14 protein-coding genes and 1 riboswitch are annotated in these 16310 nt (G+C 67.3%); of the genes, 4 read left to right on the top strand and 10 right to left on the bottom strand.

Annotated elements, in window-relative coordinates:
• Positions 1-12 precede the first annotated feature (12 nt).
• Complete coding sequence (gene def / locus AC5WRL_RS10010; RefSeq protein ID WP_496088043.1) at positions 13-636, top strand: peptide deformylase; 624 nt, start codon at positions 13-15, stop codon at positions 634-636.
• A gap of 54 nt (positions 637-690) precedes the next feature.
• Here the strand turns inward: def and AC5WRL_RS10005 are convergent, their stop codons facing one another.
• The 3 genes from AC5WRL_RS10005 to AC5WRL_RS09995 are packed head-to-tail and all read right to left on the bottom strand — an operon-like array spanning position 691 to position 3900.
• Positions 691-1227, bottom strand: a complete 537-nt coding sequence (locus tag AC5WRL_RS10005) for a hypothetical protein (protein ID WP_496088042.1) — start codon at positions 1225-1227, stop codon at positions 691-693.
• A gap of 35 nt (positions 1228-1262) precedes the next feature.
• On the bottom strand, positions 1263-3410 hold the full coding sequence (locus tag AC5WRL_RS10000; RefSeq protein ID WP_496088041.1) for a hypothetical protein: 2148 nt from the start codon (positions 3408-3410) through the stop codon (positions 1263-1265).
• Positions 3397-3900 carry a hypothetical protein gene (locus tag AC5WRL_RS09995; RefSeq protein ID WP_496088040.1) on the bottom strand — a complete coding sequence of 168 codons (504 nt, stop codon included), beginning with the start codon at positions 3898-3900 and terminating at the stop codon, positions 3397-3399. Before AC5WRL_RS09995 ends, AC5WRL_RS10000 begins: the two co-directional genes overlap by 14 nt.
• Positions 3901-4003: 103 nt before the next feature.
• Between AC5WRL_RS09995 and AC5WRL_RS09990 the strand changes: the two genes are divergently transcribed.
• Positions 4004-5428 carry a WXG100 family type VII secretion target gene (locus AC5WRL_RS09990; protein ID WP_496088039.1) on the top strand — a complete coding sequence of 475 codons (1425 nt, stop codon included), beginning with the start codon at positions 4004-4006 and terminating at the stop codon, positions 5426-5428.
• Positions 5425-6663 (top strand): S8 family serine peptidase, encoded by a 1239-nt coding sequence (locus AC5WRL_RS09985; protein ID WP_496088038.1) that lies wholly within the window; start codon positions 5425-5427, stop codon positions 6661-6663. Before AC5WRL_RS09990 ends, AC5WRL_RS09985 begins: the two co-directional genes overlap by 4 nt.
• Here the strand turns inward: AC5WRL_RS09985 and AC5WRL_RS09980 are convergent.
• The 7 genes from AC5WRL_RS09980 to AC5WRL_RS09950 form a co-directional block, all read right to left on the bottom strand.
• Positions 6643-6840 (bottom strand): DUF397 domain-containing protein, encoded by a 198-nt coding sequence (locus AC5WRL_RS09980; protein WP_496088037.1) that lies wholly within the window; start codon positions 6838-6840, stop codon positions 6643-6645. The two genes, AC5WRL_RS09985 and AC5WRL_RS09980, sit on opposite strands and share 21 nt — an antisense overlap.
• Before the next feature lie 191 nt (positions 6841-7031).
• The gene (locus AC5WRL_RS09975; protein ID WP_496088036.1) at positions 7032-8063 is read right to left on the bottom strand and encodes a ribonucleotide-diphosphate reductase subunit beta; all 1032 of its coding nucleotides are present in this window, start codon (positions 8061-8063) and stop codon (positions 7032-7034) included.
• On the bottom strand, positions 8063-10522 hold the full coding sequence (locus tag AC5WRL_RS09970) for a ribonucleoside-diphosphate reductase subunit alpha (protein ID WP_496088035.1): 2460 nt from the start codon (positions 10520-10522) through the stop codon (positions 8063-8065). The genes AC5WRL_RS09975 and AC5WRL_RS09970 overlap by 1 nt, the downstream gene beginning before the upstream one ends.
• 79 nt (positions 10523-10601) lie before the next feature.
• Positions 10602-10740, bottom strand: a riboswitch (cobalamin riboswitch).
• Positions 10741-10790: 50 nt separating this feature from the next.
• Positions 10791-11291: a GNAT family N-acetyltransferase gene (locus AC5WRL_RS09965; protein ID WP_496088034.1), complete on the bottom strand. Its 501-nt coding sequence runs from the start codon at positions 11289-11291 to the stop codon at positions 10791-10793.
• A gap of 30 nt (positions 11292-11321) precedes the next feature.
• Positions 11322-11612, bottom strand: coding sequence for a YbdD/YjiX family protein (locus tag AC5WRL_RS09960; protein WP_496088033.1), 291 nt, complete (start codon positions 11610-11612; stop codon positions 11322-11324).
• Positions 11609-13747, bottom strand: coding sequence for a carbon starvation CstA family protein (locus AC5WRL_RS09955; protein WP_496088442.1), 2139 nt, complete (start codon positions 13745-13747; stop codon positions 11609-11611). Before AC5WRL_RS09955 ends, AC5WRL_RS09960 begins: the two co-directional genes overlap by 4 nt.
• 232 nt (positions 13748-13979) lie before the next feature.
• Positions 13980-14771: a GntR family transcriptional regulator gene (locus tag AC5WRL_RS09950; RefSeq protein ID WP_496088032.1), complete on the bottom strand. Its 792-nt coding sequence runs from the start codon at positions 14769-14771 to the stop codon at positions 13980-13982.
• Positions 14772-15037: 266 nt separating this feature from the next.
• Between AC5WRL_RS09950 and AC5WRL_RS09945 the strand changes: the two genes are divergently transcribed.
• On the top strand, positions 15038-16309 hold the full coding sequence (locus AC5WRL_RS09945; RefSeq protein WP_496088031.1) for an extracellular solute-binding protein: 1272 nt from the start codon (positions 15038-15040) through the stop codon (positions 16307-16309).
• The last annotated feature ends 1 nt before the right edge of the window (position 16310 follow it).

Here is a 16310-nt window from a genome sequence, read left to right as displayed (position 1 = left end):
AAGCTGTAAGGCATGACGCAAGAGATCGATCAGCGTGTGGATGAGTTCATCGACGACACGCAGGACTGCGAGGCACGGGAGCAGGCGTACCGGGAGCGCGGCACGGCCCGGCCCATCACGGTCGTCGGCAACCCGGTGCTGCACTCCGAGTGCCGGAATGTCACCGAGTTCGACGACGGTCTCGCGGCGCTGATCGACGACATGTTCGCCAGCCAGCGGGCGGCGGAGGGCGTGGGTCTCGCGGCGAACCAGATCGGTGTCGATCTGAAGGTGTTCGTGTACGACTGCCACGACGACGAGGGCGTGCGGCACGTCGGGGTGGTGTGCAACCCGGTCCTGGAGGAGCTGCCGGCCGAGTCGCGGGTACTGGACGACAACAACGAGGGCTGTCTGTCGGTCCCGACCGCCTACGCGGAGCTGGCCCGCCCCGACTACGCGGTGGTCACCGGCCAGAACGCCTCCGGCGAGCCGATCAGGGTCGAGGGCACCGGCTACTTCGCCCGCTGCCTCCAGCACGAAACGGACCACCTGTACGGCCGCCTGTACATCGACCGCCTGTCGAAGCGGGAGCGCAAGAACGCCCTGAAAATGATGGAAGAGGGCACCCCCCGCTACGAAACGGTCCCGAACGCATAGTCCCGGCACCGCAGAAGCACCCACGAGGGGTGGACCGGATCTCCGGTCCGCCCCTCAGGTGTAGTCACACTGCTCGTACTCCTTGACCCCTTCGACGTAGCTGCGGGCGAACGCTTCGACGGCGTCCCGGCGTTCTTCCTCGTCCGGAATCGGCGCATCGGAGAAACGTATGGAGACTCTGGGGAAAGCGTAGATGCTGGCATCGTCCGCCAGGCACTGGAAGGAAATCCCGGCACCCTTCTCCCATACGAGGGATTCCCCCTCGATATTTACTTCCTTGAGAAAAGGGGTCCACTTGTCCGGCCTGCGAGGGGATTCAAGCTGCGACAGCATATATATATCGAAATAGGCGGTCGCTTTTGAATCAACGATGACCGTGCACATGTGCACCCCCTCGATGGATTCGTCCATGTCTTCGGCATATTCCTCCCCCGGGGGAAGAAGACTTTTGAAGGCCACTTGATCCACTGGGATTCCGCAGGCATTGTCAGGGACCGTGTAGTTCTTTTCCGGCGGCTTCCCGCTGCACCCGAAGAGAAGTACGGCAGAGCCAAGAATCATGCACAGGGGCGTTCGGGAAAATATCTTCATGTACTCTCGCCCTCATTTTCCCCATTCGGTCGGGGTTATTTGGAATCTCCACCCAGCACTGCGTCTGCGGCAATCCGTGTTCTGCGTCCGAGTTCCGTATCGTATCCAGGCGTCGAGTCGGCCCAATCGCGATGCACTTCGTACCACGCGTCGGACAGGGCTCCCAGTTGACTCTTCCTGGACTTTGAAAGATCGTACTCCTTCTCGGAATACTCCTCGCCGATCCTGTTCATCTCATCGTCAAGCCACGCCTGCGTGTAGACGTCGACCCCGCGTTGCACCACATCGCCCACCTCCGGGATGAAATTCGCGACCGAACCGACCGCGTGATACTGCCAACGGGCATCCCAGACCGCTTGTGATTCCTCGTCCGATCTCGCCCCGGCCAGTGCGTCGTATCTTGCCTGCTCAAGGAAGCCAAGAGTCTGGCCCGCGCGATCGAGAGTGTCGCTGGGGCTCAGCTCCTGGCCTGTGCTGGTCTCAGTGTCCTGGAATGAGTCGACAAGAAGGTAATTAATCCCCTCGTTGAGATACCCGTAGGATTCCTGGTCGCGGGAGATCTGGGTAGCCACATTGGACAGATGGCGCTCATCAAGGGGCGGGTGTTCCCATTGGGTTCCGGCCGTGTCGATGACCGCATCCCCGTGATTGACCAGCATCTTCGCCACGGGAGTTCGGTACTCCGGCGGGAAATCGTCGCCAAGGGCGGACCCGAGCTCAAGAATCCGGTCCCGTGCCGCGTTGTGTTCGGCGGTGTGCTTTACGTACACGGCGCCCGGGTCGTGCGGGTTCATGCCGGTGGCGGCGGCGAACAAGGCGTTCCCGGTCTCCTCGTACAGCGCGTGACTGGCCTCGCCCGGGAGGTTGTTCCGCTCGCTCAGGATGTAGCCGATGTAGTCCTGCTGCTCCTCGCTGTCGTCCCCCGTCTCCTGCGGATCAGTGGCGGTCGCCGGGTCCGGATCGGGTGCCTCGCTCATAACAAAGGCGGTCGCCGCGTCCGGGTTGTTGGCGAGGGCCCGCATGAATCCCGTCATCGGGTCCGGCTGGTATTCGTCACCGATGACGCGGCGGTACCGGTCGACGGGCGCCGTGTTGGCCCAGAACTGCCCTGCGGCGTCGAAGGACAGTTCCTGCTCGGCGTCGACCAGGGCGATGCCGTATGCGACCAGCCAGTCCTCGTTGTACTCGCCATGTGTCATCAGATCGCTCATGATCTGGAATCCGTAGGGATTCCAGCCGGCACCCGCATCGATCTGCTGGGATCCCAGCGCGATCATGTCGTTCCGCCACGCGTCCATGCCGTTGCGATCACTGTTCGACGCCGTGCCGAACGTCACGCCCAGGTTCTCGCGGAGCTGGAGCGCCGACTCCCGGTAGGCGTCGGTCACTTCACTGGATTCCGGGCCGTCCAGCACATCCGCCCAGAACTCCAGCGTTCCCTCCGCACCGAGACCGGTGGCGAGGTAGGTAGCGAAGTACTCGTTGTTCTTCTGGGCCGCCGCCAGCTCGTTGAGGCGGTCGATGCCCTCCTGCGTGTTGTACGCCTCGGCCTCGACGAGCTCCAGGTATTCCTGGGCGTCCGCGATGCCCTGGGCCCGTTCGGCGTCGAGCAGGTCGGCGGCGGTGACCGGCGCGAAATGGTCACGCTCCTCGCCGGCGTTCTCGCGCAGCGCCCTGGCCGCCGTTTCATCCGCCTCGGCGGACCGGCCCAGAACGTCACGGATCCGAGCGGCGAAATGGTCGATGTCCGCCTGCCGATCCGAGTCCACGGACCCGAACAGCGGACCCTGCCGGTCCAGTCCCGCGTCGGTGTACGGTGCGTCCGGCCGTTCGATCACCATGCCGTCCGACCGGATGTACAGCCCTTGTTGCTGTGCCTCCAGCGCCAGCTCCTGAAGAGACGTCTGGTGGCCTCGCTGCTTCTCACGGAACTCCGTGAGAATCGTATGGACGGCCTCCGCCTGTTCGTACGCGTACTCGAACTGCGAACCGGTGCGGATGGCGAACACCCTGCTGACGGTGGCGTTCTCCCCCTTCCAGCTGGAACCCTGGATCTTGGACATCAGGCCCTGGGCCGCCTCGGCGGCCAACTCGTCCAGGTCGCCCTTCGTCTGACGCCAGTCCTCGATCGAGGCATCCAGCGCACCGAAGTCGAAGTTGTACAGCTGCTCATACCCGGGCATCGGAACCGTCCTCCCCGCCCCATACACCGACGATCTCGGTCGGCTGGATCTCTTGGTTGGCGAGAGCCACGATCGAGGGAGTGCCCTGATAGCCGATGGCCTGCGTCGCCGAGTGGAGCTGGGCTGTGATCTCCTGCTCAAGGCCCGCGTGCGCGGTGCTGGTGTCGGCGAGGTGATCCGCGATGCTCACGCAGTCGTCGTACAGATTCTTCGACTGCCGGAAGAATCGCGCCATGGCGTGCTGCAACGCGGCGCCGGTGGTGAAGCCGTCCGTGTTCAACGACGCGGCGGCGGAATACGTCGAGCCGGAAGCCTGGGGGCCCACCCTCAGAATGCGGGACAGGGCGTGTGCGTCCTCACCGATGGCCCGCAACTCCTCGGGATCCACGACCAGATCCGCCTGCGGCTGATCCCAGTCCTGCAAGGTCTCGCCGTCCGGGACCACGGTGCTGTTCAGCCGGGTCGAGACGGACTCTTCGGATGCGGACATGACCCTCCCCCGATGGTTGGCGTTCGGATACACACGGTAGCAACCCCTTGAGTTACCGCAGCAAGCGGTAAGTATCCTGTCCTGGTATGGGGAGGGGCGGTCGATGACTGAGGACTTGTGGTCGAAGTCGCATGCGGAACTGGTGGCGCTGCTGGACAGCGCGAATCCTGACATGCTGATTGAGCGGGGCGACACACTGGAAGAAGTGGCGCGGGCCGTCGCGCAGGTGGGCGCGGCGGTGGCACATCAGATGCGGCTACTGGAGTGGGAGGGCCAAACGGCCACGGTCCTGCGGGAATGGGTCGCTCGCTTCAAACAGGACTCCGAGGATCTCAAGACCTACGCCAACCGCGTGGGGGGCTCCATCAAACAGGCGGGCGCGGCACTGCGGGAAGCCAAGTCCTCGATGCCGCCGGTCCCTCAGAACATCTTGACGACGACCCCGGAGATCGCCGCACAGGAATCCTTCCGCACCGATATCGGCCCGACCTTTTTCGAGGCTGAGCAGTTGCGTTCGGAAGCCGCCGGCGTTATCAGTCGTCTCGGCTCCGTGTACCGGTGGGAGGCCACGGTCATCCAGACGGCGCCGGAACCGACCTTTACGCCGTTGGAGGGCGGGGACTCTTGGGGGCCCTCGGGCTCTCACCGGCCCTCGCCTTCGGCAGCGGGGGGGAGTGAGGCGGGCGGTAGGCCACAGTCAATTCCCTTGGGCGGAGGAGCAAGTACTGCTCCGGACGCACCACAGGTTTCTGGGAGTCCAGCCCCGATTGGCGACGTTTCTGTGACCGAGCCACGTCCGGCGGCGCCTCCCAGCGGCGTGGCAGCGGGTGGTGGTGTGGGGACGTCGTTGGATTCGGTGGGGGTGAGGCCGAATGGTGCGGCTCCCCCTGTCCCGGCGGTGCAGTCTCCTTCTGCCCCGGTGGTGGATCGGCCGGTGGTGCCGGGTGGTGGTCCGGTGCAGCCGCCGGTGGCGGGTCCGCTGCCGGGCTGGTCCTCGCCGGACCGGACCGGAGCGGGGCGTGGCGGCGGTGGTCAGGTGCCGCCGGTACGGGGGCCGTCCGGTACGCCTTCCGGGCCGGGTTCGCAGGCTCCTGTGGCAGGCCGGCCTGCCGGTACCGGGCAGCCGCCGGTCGGCCGTCCTCCCATGACCGGCCCTGGCACCGGTGGTGGCACCGGCCCGGGTGGGGGCAACCCGTGGGGGCGGGGGAACAACTACGGCCTCCTCGGCGGGAAACCCGTACCCAACGCGAAGCCGACCGTGGCATCACGGATCCCGCCGGGCGGGGTGATCCAGCCCGGCATGAACCCCACCAACTCCCGTCTCACCCCCTCCAAGAAAGACCAGCCCGCAACACCGCGCGGAACCTACGGCAAGGCCACCGTCGACGGACGCACCACCGGACCCACCAAACGCAGACGGGCCCTGCCCAAACCCACCGGCGTCATCGGCCTCCCCGGCCAGACCAAGAAGACCGGCAACAAGAAAAAGAAAAACAAGAACGAGGACAAGGACGACAGGCACCCATGACCCCCACCCCCCGGGCCCTCGCCACCACCCTTGCCCTCACCGCGATCCTTGCCGGCACACCCACCACCGCCCACGCAGCCAACACCCCACAAAACCCCTGGTATTTCGACACCCTCCGCGTCCAGGAAATCTGGCAACACACCACAGGCGAAGGCATCACCATCGCCGTCATCGACACCGGCGTCGACAACTCACTCCCCGAACTCGAAGGACAAGTCCTCGAAGGAACCGACCTCACGAGGAGCCCTCAAGGCGCCCACATTGATGACGAAGGCCACGGCACTGCCATGGCGGCCCTCATCGCGGGAACGGGCGTCGCTGGGGGAATCCCAGGACTCGCTCCGGGTGTTGAAATTCTGCCCGTTCGGATTGACATCGAGAGTCTGGATTTCGGTCATGAAGAGGTAGTGGCAGCGGCTATCCAGTATGCAGTTGATGAGGGCGCTCACATCATCAACATGTCCTTCGGGAACACCGATAGCGGGCTGGTCGAGGCGGCGACTGCTGAGGCGAGGGCTGTTGCGGCCAGGAATGACGTTCTCCTCTTCGCTGCTACAGGAAATGAGGGAGACGGTGATAATTCTGCGGGTTATCCCGCGTCGCATAAGGGAGTAGTTGGAGTCGCGGCGGTGGATAGCAGTGGGAAATGGACTGCTTACTCCACCTATGGACCGCAAGTTACTTTGTCGGCACCTGGAAACGATGTCCCGGGTTACTGCGAGGGGCTGTCGGGCCCCGCCTGCCTTTGGGAGGAAGGCGGCACGAGTTCCGCCACCGCTCTGGCCTCGGCCTCCGCCGCGCTGATCTGGTCGCAGCATCCGGACTGGACCAAGAACCAGGTGCTGCGGGTGATGCTCAACACCGCCGAGCGGCCCGACGATCAGCGGCGGGATGACTACACCGGATACGGCATGGTCCGGCCCGACCGGGTCATCATCGATGGCGAAGGTGACCCGGGGGACCCGGACAGCCCACCGATCTTCCGGGACTGGGAAGCCGCACTCAACCCGCCCGCCACACCCGCACCCACCCCCGAAACTGAAGCAACGCCCGACCCCGACCCCGACAACGACACCGAGCCCGCTCCCGGGCCCGAGGCCCAAGCCGCCGACACCAGCGACGACAGCAACTCGCTGCCCTGGGCTCTCGGCGGCGGTGCCGGTGTGGTTCTTGTTGGTCTGGTGGGCTGGTTCCTCCTTCGGCGGCGGTCGGTTTCAGCGTCCCCGGGGGCGTAAGGAGTTGGTGCGGGTGGCCGTGATGAAGGATTGCCAGGCCGCCGCCGGCAGCAGCAGGGTGGCGCAGGCTCGGGTCTTGGTGTCGCGGATGGCTTGGAGGCCGGTGGGCAGGGGGGCGTGTTCCAGGCAGTTGTTGCCGGTGCTGCTGTAGCTGCTGATGTGCCACGAGATGGTCATGATCGGGGTGCTCCTCGTCGGCTCGCGCTCGTTCTGTGACGGTGCGTCATCCTGCTGAGCGGTCGGGGAGGGCACAAACCCGGTTCTGATTGAGCGATCAATTAACGCCAGACGGCCTCTTGTATACGAAAAGCGCCGCCGCCCGGCTTTCCCCAGCCGGGCGGCGGCGCGTTCTCTCGCCGTACTTCGGATCAGAAGTCGTCGTCGAACGACACGTTCCCCTCGACCGCCACCTGGTAGGCGGACGCGCGGCGTTCGAAGAAGTTGGTGAGTTCCTGGACGTCCTGGAGCTCCATGAACGCGAAGGGGTTCTCCGAGCCGAACACCGGCTTGATCCCCAGCCGCAGCAGCCGCTGGTCGGCCACGCACTCCAGGTACTGACGCATGGACTCGGTGTTCATACCCGGCAGGCCGTCCCCGCACAGGTCCCGCGCGAACTGGAGTTCCGCCTCGACGGCCTCCTTCAGCATGTCGGTGACCTGCTGCTCCAGCTCCTCGTCGAAGAGCTCGGGCTCCTCCTCGCGCACGGTGTCGACGACCTCGAACGCGAAGTTCATGTGCATGGTCTCGTCGCGGAACACCCAGTTGGTGCCGGTCGCCAGACCGTGCAGCAGGCCCCGCGAGCGGAACCAGTAGACGTACGCGAACGCCCCGTAGAAGAACAGCCCCTCGATGCACGCCGCGAAGCAGATGAGGTTCAGCAGGAAGCGCCGCCGGTCCGCCTTCGTCTCCAGGCGGTCGATGTTCTCCACCGAGTCCATCCACCGGAAGCAGAACTGCGCCTTCTCCCGGATCGACGGGATGTTCTCGACCGCCGCGAACGCCTCCGCCCGGTCGTCCGGGTTGGGCAGGTACGTGTCCAGCAGCGTCAGATAGAACTGGACATGCACCGCCTCCTCGAACAGCTGCCGCGACAGGTACAGCCGCGCCTCGGGGGAGTTGATGTGCTTGTAGAGCGTGAGCACCAGGTTGTTGGCCACGATCGAGTCGCCCGTGGCGAAGAACGCCACCAGCCGGCCGATCATGTGCTGCTCGCCGGGCGAGAGCTTCGCCAGGTCCGCGACGTCCGAGTGGAGGTCGACCTCCTCCACCGTCCAGGTGTTCTTGATGGCGTCCCGGTACCGCTCGTAGAAGTCCGGGTAGCGCATCGGGCGCAGGGTCAGTTCGAAGCCCGGGTCGAGCAGGTTCTTCGTCGCGTTCGGCTTCGGTGTCTCGGTGGTCATTACTGGCATGCCTCGCAGGACTCGGGGTTCTCCAGGGAGCAGGCGACGGCGTCGGCCTCCGCCACGGGCGCCGCGGGCGCCGCGGACGCGGGCGCCTGCTGCTGTACGGGGATGGTCGCGGATGCCGTCGCCGCGCCGCCCCTCGCCGACGCCGCGATGCGGGTGGCCGGGCGCGACCGCAGGTAGTAGGTGGTCTTCAGGCCGCTCTTCCAGGCGTACGCGTACATCGAGCTGAGCTTGCCGATGGTGGGCGACGCCATGAACAGGTTGAGCGACTGCGCCTGGTCGATGAAGGGGGTACGGGCCGCCGCCATGTCGATCAGCGCGCGCTGCGGCAGCTCCCACGCGGTGCGGTACAGGTCGCGCACCTCGGCGGGCAGTGCCGCGATGCCCTCGATGGAGCCGTTCGCCTCACGCAGCGCCGCCCGGGTGGCCTCCGTCCACAGCCCCAGCCGCTTGAGGTCTTCCACCAGGTAGGTGTTGACCTGGAGGAACTCACCGCTCAGCGTCTCGCGCTTGAAGAGGTTGGACACCTGCGGCTCGATGCACTCGTACACCCCGGCGATCGAGGCGATGGTGGCGGTCGGCGCGATGGCCAGCAGCAGCGAGTTGCGCATCCCGCTGCCCGCGATCCGGGTCCGCAGCGCCTCCCAGCGCTCCGGCCAGGTCACCTGGGCGTCGGCGTAGTGGTCGGGGTGCAGCACCCCGCGCGCCGTGCGGGTCTTCTCCCAGTTCTCGAACGGGCCGTGCCGCTCCGCCAGATCGGCGGAGGTCTCGTACGCCGCCAGCATGATCCGCTCGGAGATCCGGGTGGACAGCGCCTTCGCCTCGGGGGAGTCGAACGGCAGCCGCAGCCGGAAGAAGACGTCCTGCAACCCCATCAGGCCCAGGCCGACCGGCCGCCAGCGGTTGTTGGAGGCGGCGGCTTCCTTCGTCGGGTAGAAGTTGATGTCCACCACCCGGTCCAGGAAGGTCACGGCGGTGCGCACGGTGGCGTCGATCCGCTCCCAGTCCATGTCACCGTCCGCGCCCAGGTGCGCGGCGAGGTTGATGGAGCCGAGGTTGCACACGGCGGTCTCGCCGTCGTCCGTCACCTCGATGATCTCGGTGCACAGGTTGGAGGAGTGCACGATCGAGCCGGGCTCCGCCGTCTGGTTGGCGGTACGGTTCGAGGCGTCCTTGAACGTCATCCAGCCGTTGCCGGTCTGCGCCAGGGTCCGCATCATCCGCGCGTACAGCTGCCGGGCGGGCACCGTCTTGGCGGCGCGGCCCTCGGCCTCCGCCCTGCGGTAGGCGGCGTCGAACTTCTCGCCCCACAGGTCGACCAGTTCGGGCACCTCGGAGGGCGAGAACAGCGACCATTCGGCGTCCGCCTCCACCCGGCGCATGAACTCGTCCGGGATCCAGTGCGCCAGGTTCAGGTTGTGGGTACGGCGCGCCTCCTCGCCGGTGTTGTCCCGCAGCTCCAGGAACTCCTCCAGGTCGGCGTGCCAGCTCTCCAGGTAGACGCAGGCCGCGCCCTTGCGCCGGCCGCCCTGGTTGACGGCGGCGACCGAGGAGTCCAGGGTGCGCAGGAACGGCACGATGCCGTTGGACTTGCCGTTGGTGCCCCGGATGAGTGAGCCGCGGGCCCGGATCCGGGAGTAGGACAGGCCGATGCCGCCCGCGTGCTTGGAGAGCCGGGCCACCTGGTGGTAGCGCTCGTAGATGGAGTCGAGTTCGTCCAGCGGGGAGTCCAGCAGATAGCAGGAGGACATCTGCGGGTGCCGGGTTCCGGAGTTGAACAGGGTGGGGGAGGACGGCAGGTAGGCGAGCGAGCTGGTCAGCCCGTACAGCCGCGCCACCTCTTCCAGGGCGCGCTCGGAGCGGTCCTCGGCGAGTCCGCAGGCGACCCGCAGCAGGAAGTGCTGCGGGGTCTCGATCACCTTGCGGGTGATGGGGTGGCGCAGCAGATAGCGGGACTCGACGGTGCGCAGCCCGAAGTAGCCGAACCGGTCATCCGCACCGTCGGTGATGGCCTGCTCCACCAGGGCGTTCAGCCGCCGCGCGTGCAGGGCGACGAACTCGGCGGTGCTGTCGGCGATCAGGCCCTCGCGGTGGCCGGTGGCGATGGAGTCGGAGAAGGTGACCGCGCCCTGCCCGGCGGCTTCCTCGCGCACGGCGAGGGTGAGCAATCGGGCGGCCAGCCGCGAGTACTCGGGCTCCTCGCCGATGAGGCCGGCGGCGGCCTCGATGGCGAGCGAGCGGAGTTCGGCCGCGTCGGAGTCGGCCTGCCGGCCGCGGATCACGGCCGCGGTGACCCGCGAGGGGTCGACGGCGGGCAGATCGGCGGTGAGGTCGCTCACGGTGCGCAGCAGTTCGGCTGAAGCCGGCTCCGCGGGGGCGACGGGTGCGATGGTCACGCGATGCTCTCCCTCATATCGCAGGGAAACCTCCGGGGTTACGCACGACGGGCGCATGCGGGCATACGTGTGGTAAGGCAAAGGGCCACGTGTCGTATACCGCGCAGCGTCCGCCGGCCCAACCCACGAGGCCCGGACGTTCTCGATACTGACGGCAGGTGTTCGGACTCATGATGGACAGCACGAAATCAGCCCATCACATACCGTTGCGGGACAGTTCCGGAATCGCACCGGATTCCCCTGCGGCGACAGCGAGCATGAGCATACATCTAGTGTCGCGAGAAGCGAGCACCCCCATATGTAGTGTTCGTCGTCATACTTACGGTCACAGCTCACATGCGAACGCCTGAAGAGTGATCCCCGGTATCGGCTCCCAGTCGCGCTCCGGGGCCCGAACGAAGCCCAGCCGCTCGTAGAGTCTGTGCGCTGTGTGCATTTGCGACTGGCTACAGATGACGACACGCCGTTTCCCGGTGTGGCGCGCCCGACGCAGACACTCCCGCACCAGTGCCTCGCCGACGCCCCGGCCGCGCGCCTCGTCCCGGACCGCCAGCATCCGGAACTCGCCCTCCTCGGGCCCGGCGGCGACATCGGCGTACTCGCCGCCGTCCGGCACATAGGTGACCGAGCCGAGCAGGGTGCCGTCCGAGTCGGCGGCCACCAGCAACTGGGCGTGGGCGGCCCGGTGCGCGGTGTTCCGCAGCACCTCCAGGTAGGGGTCGGCGGCCCCGTAGGTGAGCAGGCCGCCGCTGAGATAGACCTCGGCGGTCAGCTCACCGGTCGCCACCAGTTCGCCGGCCGCCGCGGCCCTGATCGTGATGTTCATACCGCCCAGTGTGCGGGGTGGCTCCGACAGTCAGCAGCAGCGGGCGCCGCCCTGCGGATCGGCCTCGCGGGCGTCCATCCGCATCCGCTCGAACTCGCGCCGGGTCAGCACCCGTACCGCCGGGTCCTGGGTCCGGGCGCGGGCCGTGTAGCGGTCGTACGCGCTCTCGCCGGTGACCTCTCGTACGTACCAGCGCAGCCAGCGGCCGGCCCGGCGGGCGGCGGTGCGTGCCACCACGGCCACCCCGGCAGTCCCGGTGGCAGCCCCGGCAGTCCCGGCAGTCCCGGTGGCGGTGCCGGCCGCCCCGCCGTCCCCGGTCATTCGCGCGCCCCTTGGGGGGTGCGCTCGTCGCCGCTCTCGCCGTCCCTGGGTGCCGGGATGCCGCCGTCCGGGCCGAGCCCGGCGGCCACCAGTTCGGCCTTCTCCTCCTTGGTGGCGATCAGTCCGGCCGGGGCGATCAGCCGGGACTCCACGAAGGGCGACTCCTGGAGGGTGACGGAGCCCGGGTCGCGCAGCGACTTGGTGATCATCCGGGCGGCGTCGGCGAAGACCACCAGGACCAGCAGCGCCAGCAGGCCGGTGATGGCCGCGGTGATGGTGGCGTTGTTCACGATGGTCTGCATATCGGACATGTTCTTGGCGCCGGGCAGCAGTTCACCGGCCGCGATGCCGTCCCGGTACTGGGTGCGGCGGGCCCAGAAGCCCACCGTCGGGTCCCCGGAGAACACCTTCTGCCAGCTGGCGGTCAGCGTCACCACCGAGATCCACGCCAGCGGCACCCCGGTCACCCACGCGTAGCGCACCCGGCCGGCCTTCACCAGCAGCACCGTACAGATCGCCAGGGCGACCGCGGCCAGGAGCTGGTTGGCGATGCCGAAGACCGGGAAGAGCGTGTTGATGCCGCCCAGCGGATCGTGCACCCCGATCCACAGCAGACCGCCCCACAGCCCCACCACCAGCGCGCCGGTGATCCAGATCCCCGGCCACCAGTGGGTGGAACGGAACTTCGCCAGCTTCGGGTGCGCGCCGCCGATGGCGTCCTGGAGGATGAAGCGGCCCACCCGGGTGCCGGCGTCGATCGCGGTCAGAATGAACAGCGCCTCAAACATGATCGCGAAGTGATACCAGAAGGACATCATCGCGTCGCCGCCGAGAATGTCGGCGAGAATCGCGGCCAGGCCGAGCGCCAGGGTCGGCGCGCCGCCGGTCCTGGAGAGCAGTGAGCCTTCCTCCACCGATTCGGCCGCCGCCGCCAATTGGTCCGGGGTGATGGTGAATCCCCAGGAGGTGATGATCTCGGACGCCGATTGAACGGTGTCCCCGATCACCGCCGGCGGGGCGTTCATCGCGAAATAGATGCCCGGATCGAGCACGCAGGCCGCGGTGATCGCCATGACCGCCACCGAGGATTCCATCAGCATCGCGCCGTAGCCGATGGTCCGTACCTGGGTCTCTTTCTGAATCATCTTCGGGGTGGTGCCCGAGGAGATGAGCGCGTGGAATCCGGAGAGCGCCCCGCAGGCGATGGTGATGAACACGAACGGGAACAGCGAGCCGGCGAACACCGGGCCCTGGCCATTGGTCGCGAAGTCCGTGACCGCGTCCATCTTCAGGCCCGGCAGGGTGATCACAATGGCCGCCGCCAGCAGCCCGATCGTGCCGATCTTCATAAAGGTCGACAGATAGTCACGCGGCACCAGCAGCAGCCACACCGGGACGACGGAGGCGGCGAATCCGTACACCGCCAGCCAGATCACCAGAGTGCTCGGCTCCAGCGTGAAGGTCTCGCCGAGCGAGGAATTCGCCACCCAGCGGCCGGCCACGATGACGAACAGCAGCAGCGAGACGCCGATGGCGGTCACCTCGGCGACCTTTCCCGGCCGCAGATACCGCAGATAGAAGCCCATGAACAGCGCGATCGGAATCGTCATCCCGACCGAGAAGGTGCCCCAGGCGGATTCGGCGAGCGCGTTCAGGACCACCAGCGCCAGCACCGCCAGCAGAATGATCATGATGGTGAAGATCGCGATCACCGCCGCGACCCCGCCCACCGGGCCGATCTCCTCCCGCGCGATCTGCCCCAGCGACTTGCCGTCCCGCCGGGTGGAGGCGAACAGCACCACCATGTCCTGCACCGCGCCGGCGAAGATGACCCCGACCACGATCCAGATGGTGCCCGGCAGATAGCCCATCTGGGCCGCCAGTACCGGGCCCACCAGCGGGCCGGCGCCCGAGATGCCGGCGAAGTGATGGCCCAGCAGCACCCGCCGGTCGGTGGGGTGATAGTCGAGCCCGTCGTTCAGCCGCTCGGCCGGAGTGGCCCGCCGCTTGTCGACGCCCAGCGCCCGGTGCGCGATGAACCGCGAGTAGAAGCGATAACCGATGGCGTACGAGCCGAGCGCCGCCGCCACCATCCAGGCCGCGGACACCTCCTCGCCCCGGGAGAGCGCCAGCATGGCCCAGCCACAGGCCGCCACCACGGACACCAGCGTCCAGATGACGACCGTACGGGGTCGTGCCTGCCGTAGTTGTCGCACCACAGTCGTACCCTCCCTGCACCACCGTGCCGGTCGTCATCGCCCGACAGAGGGCGAATCTAGGGCAGGAGCGGCCGGATGACCATGGGGCGGTGCGGGATTGAGGGACGTCTTCACCGACTCATCGCGTGATGATCATGACCTGGTGGCGTCAGGACGCGGGCGGCGGTACCGGGGCCGGCCGCTCCAGATTGGCCACGAACTTGTAGCGGTCGCCCCGGTACACGGAGCGCACCCATTCCACCGGCTCCCCGTCCGTGGCGAACGAGTGCCGCGACAGCATCAGCATCGGCAGCCCGACATCGGTGCCCAGCCGCCCCGCCTCGCACGGATTGGCCAGCGAGGTCTCGATCGTCTCCTCCGCCCGGGCCAGATGGACCCCGTACACCTCGGCCAGCGCCGTGTAGAGCGAGGTGAACCGCACCAGGGAGCGGCGCAGCGCGGGGAAGCGCTCCTGGGAGAGGTGGGTGGTCTCCAGCGCCATCGGCTCGCCGCTGGCCAGCCGCAGCCGTTCGATGCGCAGGACCCGGCCGCCCTCGGGGAGGCCGAGCAGCCGCGAGAGCCGTTCGTCGGCGTTGATGTAGCCGATGTCCAGCAGCTGGGAGGTGGGTTCCAGGCCCTGGGCGCGCATGTCCTCGGTGTAGGAGGTCAGTTGCAGCGCCTGGGAGACCTTGGGTTTGGCGACGAAGGTGCCCTTGCCCTGGATGCGTTCGAGGCGGCCCTCGACGACGAGTTCCTGGAGGGCCTGGCGGACGGTGGTGCGTGAGGTGTCGAACTCAATGGCGAGGGATCGCTCCGGCGGCACCGGAGTGCCGGGCGGCAGGGTCTCGGTCATCCGCAGCAGATGCCGCTTGAGGCGGTAGTACTTGGGCACCCGCGCGGCACGGTTCCGGTCGGTGCCCTCGGTTCCGGCCGCCGGTGCCGTGCCCCCTTCGCCCGTCATGGACCGTCCTTCCCCGTATCGGTGCGGTGCTGTCACCGGCTCCTCCGTTTTTCGCAGCTGACATCGTGGCACGGCCCGAACGGGCGCGGCGTCGGCGGACAGGTGTCGGTCCGGTAACGGACGGACGGGGCCCGCTTGTGGACTCTTGACACCTCTCCTTGGTCTAGTCCAGGCTCCGTGCAACTGGTCTACACCTCTTGTTCCTTCACTACTAACCACCGCTCCCGGCACGGGTGTCAAGGGGCGGATGCCCCGAGGAGGGTCACGTGAAGCGCACGCTGATGGCCGCCGTATCGGTGACGGCGATGACCGCGGCACTGGCCGCCTGCGGTACCGGCGACGACGGCAGCGGTTCGAGCGGCGGAAGCGGCTCGTCCGATTCCCTGACCGTTTGGCTGATGGACGGTTCCGCCCCCGAGCCGTGGGTGACCGAGCTCAATGACGCGTTCGAGGCCGAACACGGCGTCAAGGTCGATGTACAGATCCAGCAGTGGGGCGGCATCCAGGAGCGGCTCACCACCGCCCTCTCCGAGGACGGCACGGTGGACGTCTTCGAGATCGGCAACACCCAGACGGTGGGCTACGCCAACACCGGCGGTCTGGCCGAGCTGTCCTCGTTCAAGGACCAGCCGTGGAACCCCAACATGATGGCCTCCGCCGAGATCGACGACACCCTGTACGCCGTGCCCATGTACGGCGCCAACCGGGTGGTCATCTACGACAAGAAGATCTGGGACGAGGCCGGCGCACAGGTGCCCACCACCCGGGACGAGTGGATCACCGCCCTGGAGACCATCCGCGACAACACCGACGCCCAGCCCATCTATCTGCCGGGCCAGAGCTACTACGTGCTGGGTGGCTTCATCGCGGACGAGGGGGGCTCCTTCGCCACCGAGGACGGCGACCAGTGGAAGGGCTCCCTCAACACCCCGGCCGGTCAGGCCGGCATGGACTTCTACGGGCAGCTCCAGTCCTTCTCCACCTCGCCCACCGACAATGACGAGGCGACCCCCCAGCAGTCCACCGATGTCGTGCCGGGCGGCGACGTGGCCTCCTGGATCGGGCTCGGCTGGGAGGCGGGTGGCGCCATCGCCGCCATCGAGGAGGCCGGCGGCGAGGCCGACTTCGGCTACTTCCCGGTCCCCGGCAAGACCGCCGACCAGCTCGGCCATGTCTTCCTCGGCGGCTCCAACCTGGCGATCAATCAGCGCGCCGGCAACCCGGAGCTGGCCCAGGAGTGGCTGTCGCTGGCCACCTCCCAGGAATGGGCACAGAAGTTCGTGGACGCCAACGGTGGCGGCGTGGTCCCCAACCGCACCGATGTGACCGCCAGCCCCGAGGCCGGCTCCTTCGCCGAGGCCATGGTCGCCTCCTCCGATGTCGGCTTCCTGCCGCCACTTACCACCGGATGGGCCAACGTCGAGACCGTCCCCAATCCGATCAAGGAAATGATGACCAAGTCGCTCAACGGTGAGGACTACGCCTCCGCCGCCCAGGCGGCCGACTCGGAGATCACCACCCGCATCAACCGCGAATAGT

Source organism: Streptomyces sp. NTD107 (genome assembly GCF_059510435.1).
This window is presented reverse-complemented; position numbering and strand designations above follow the sequence as displayed.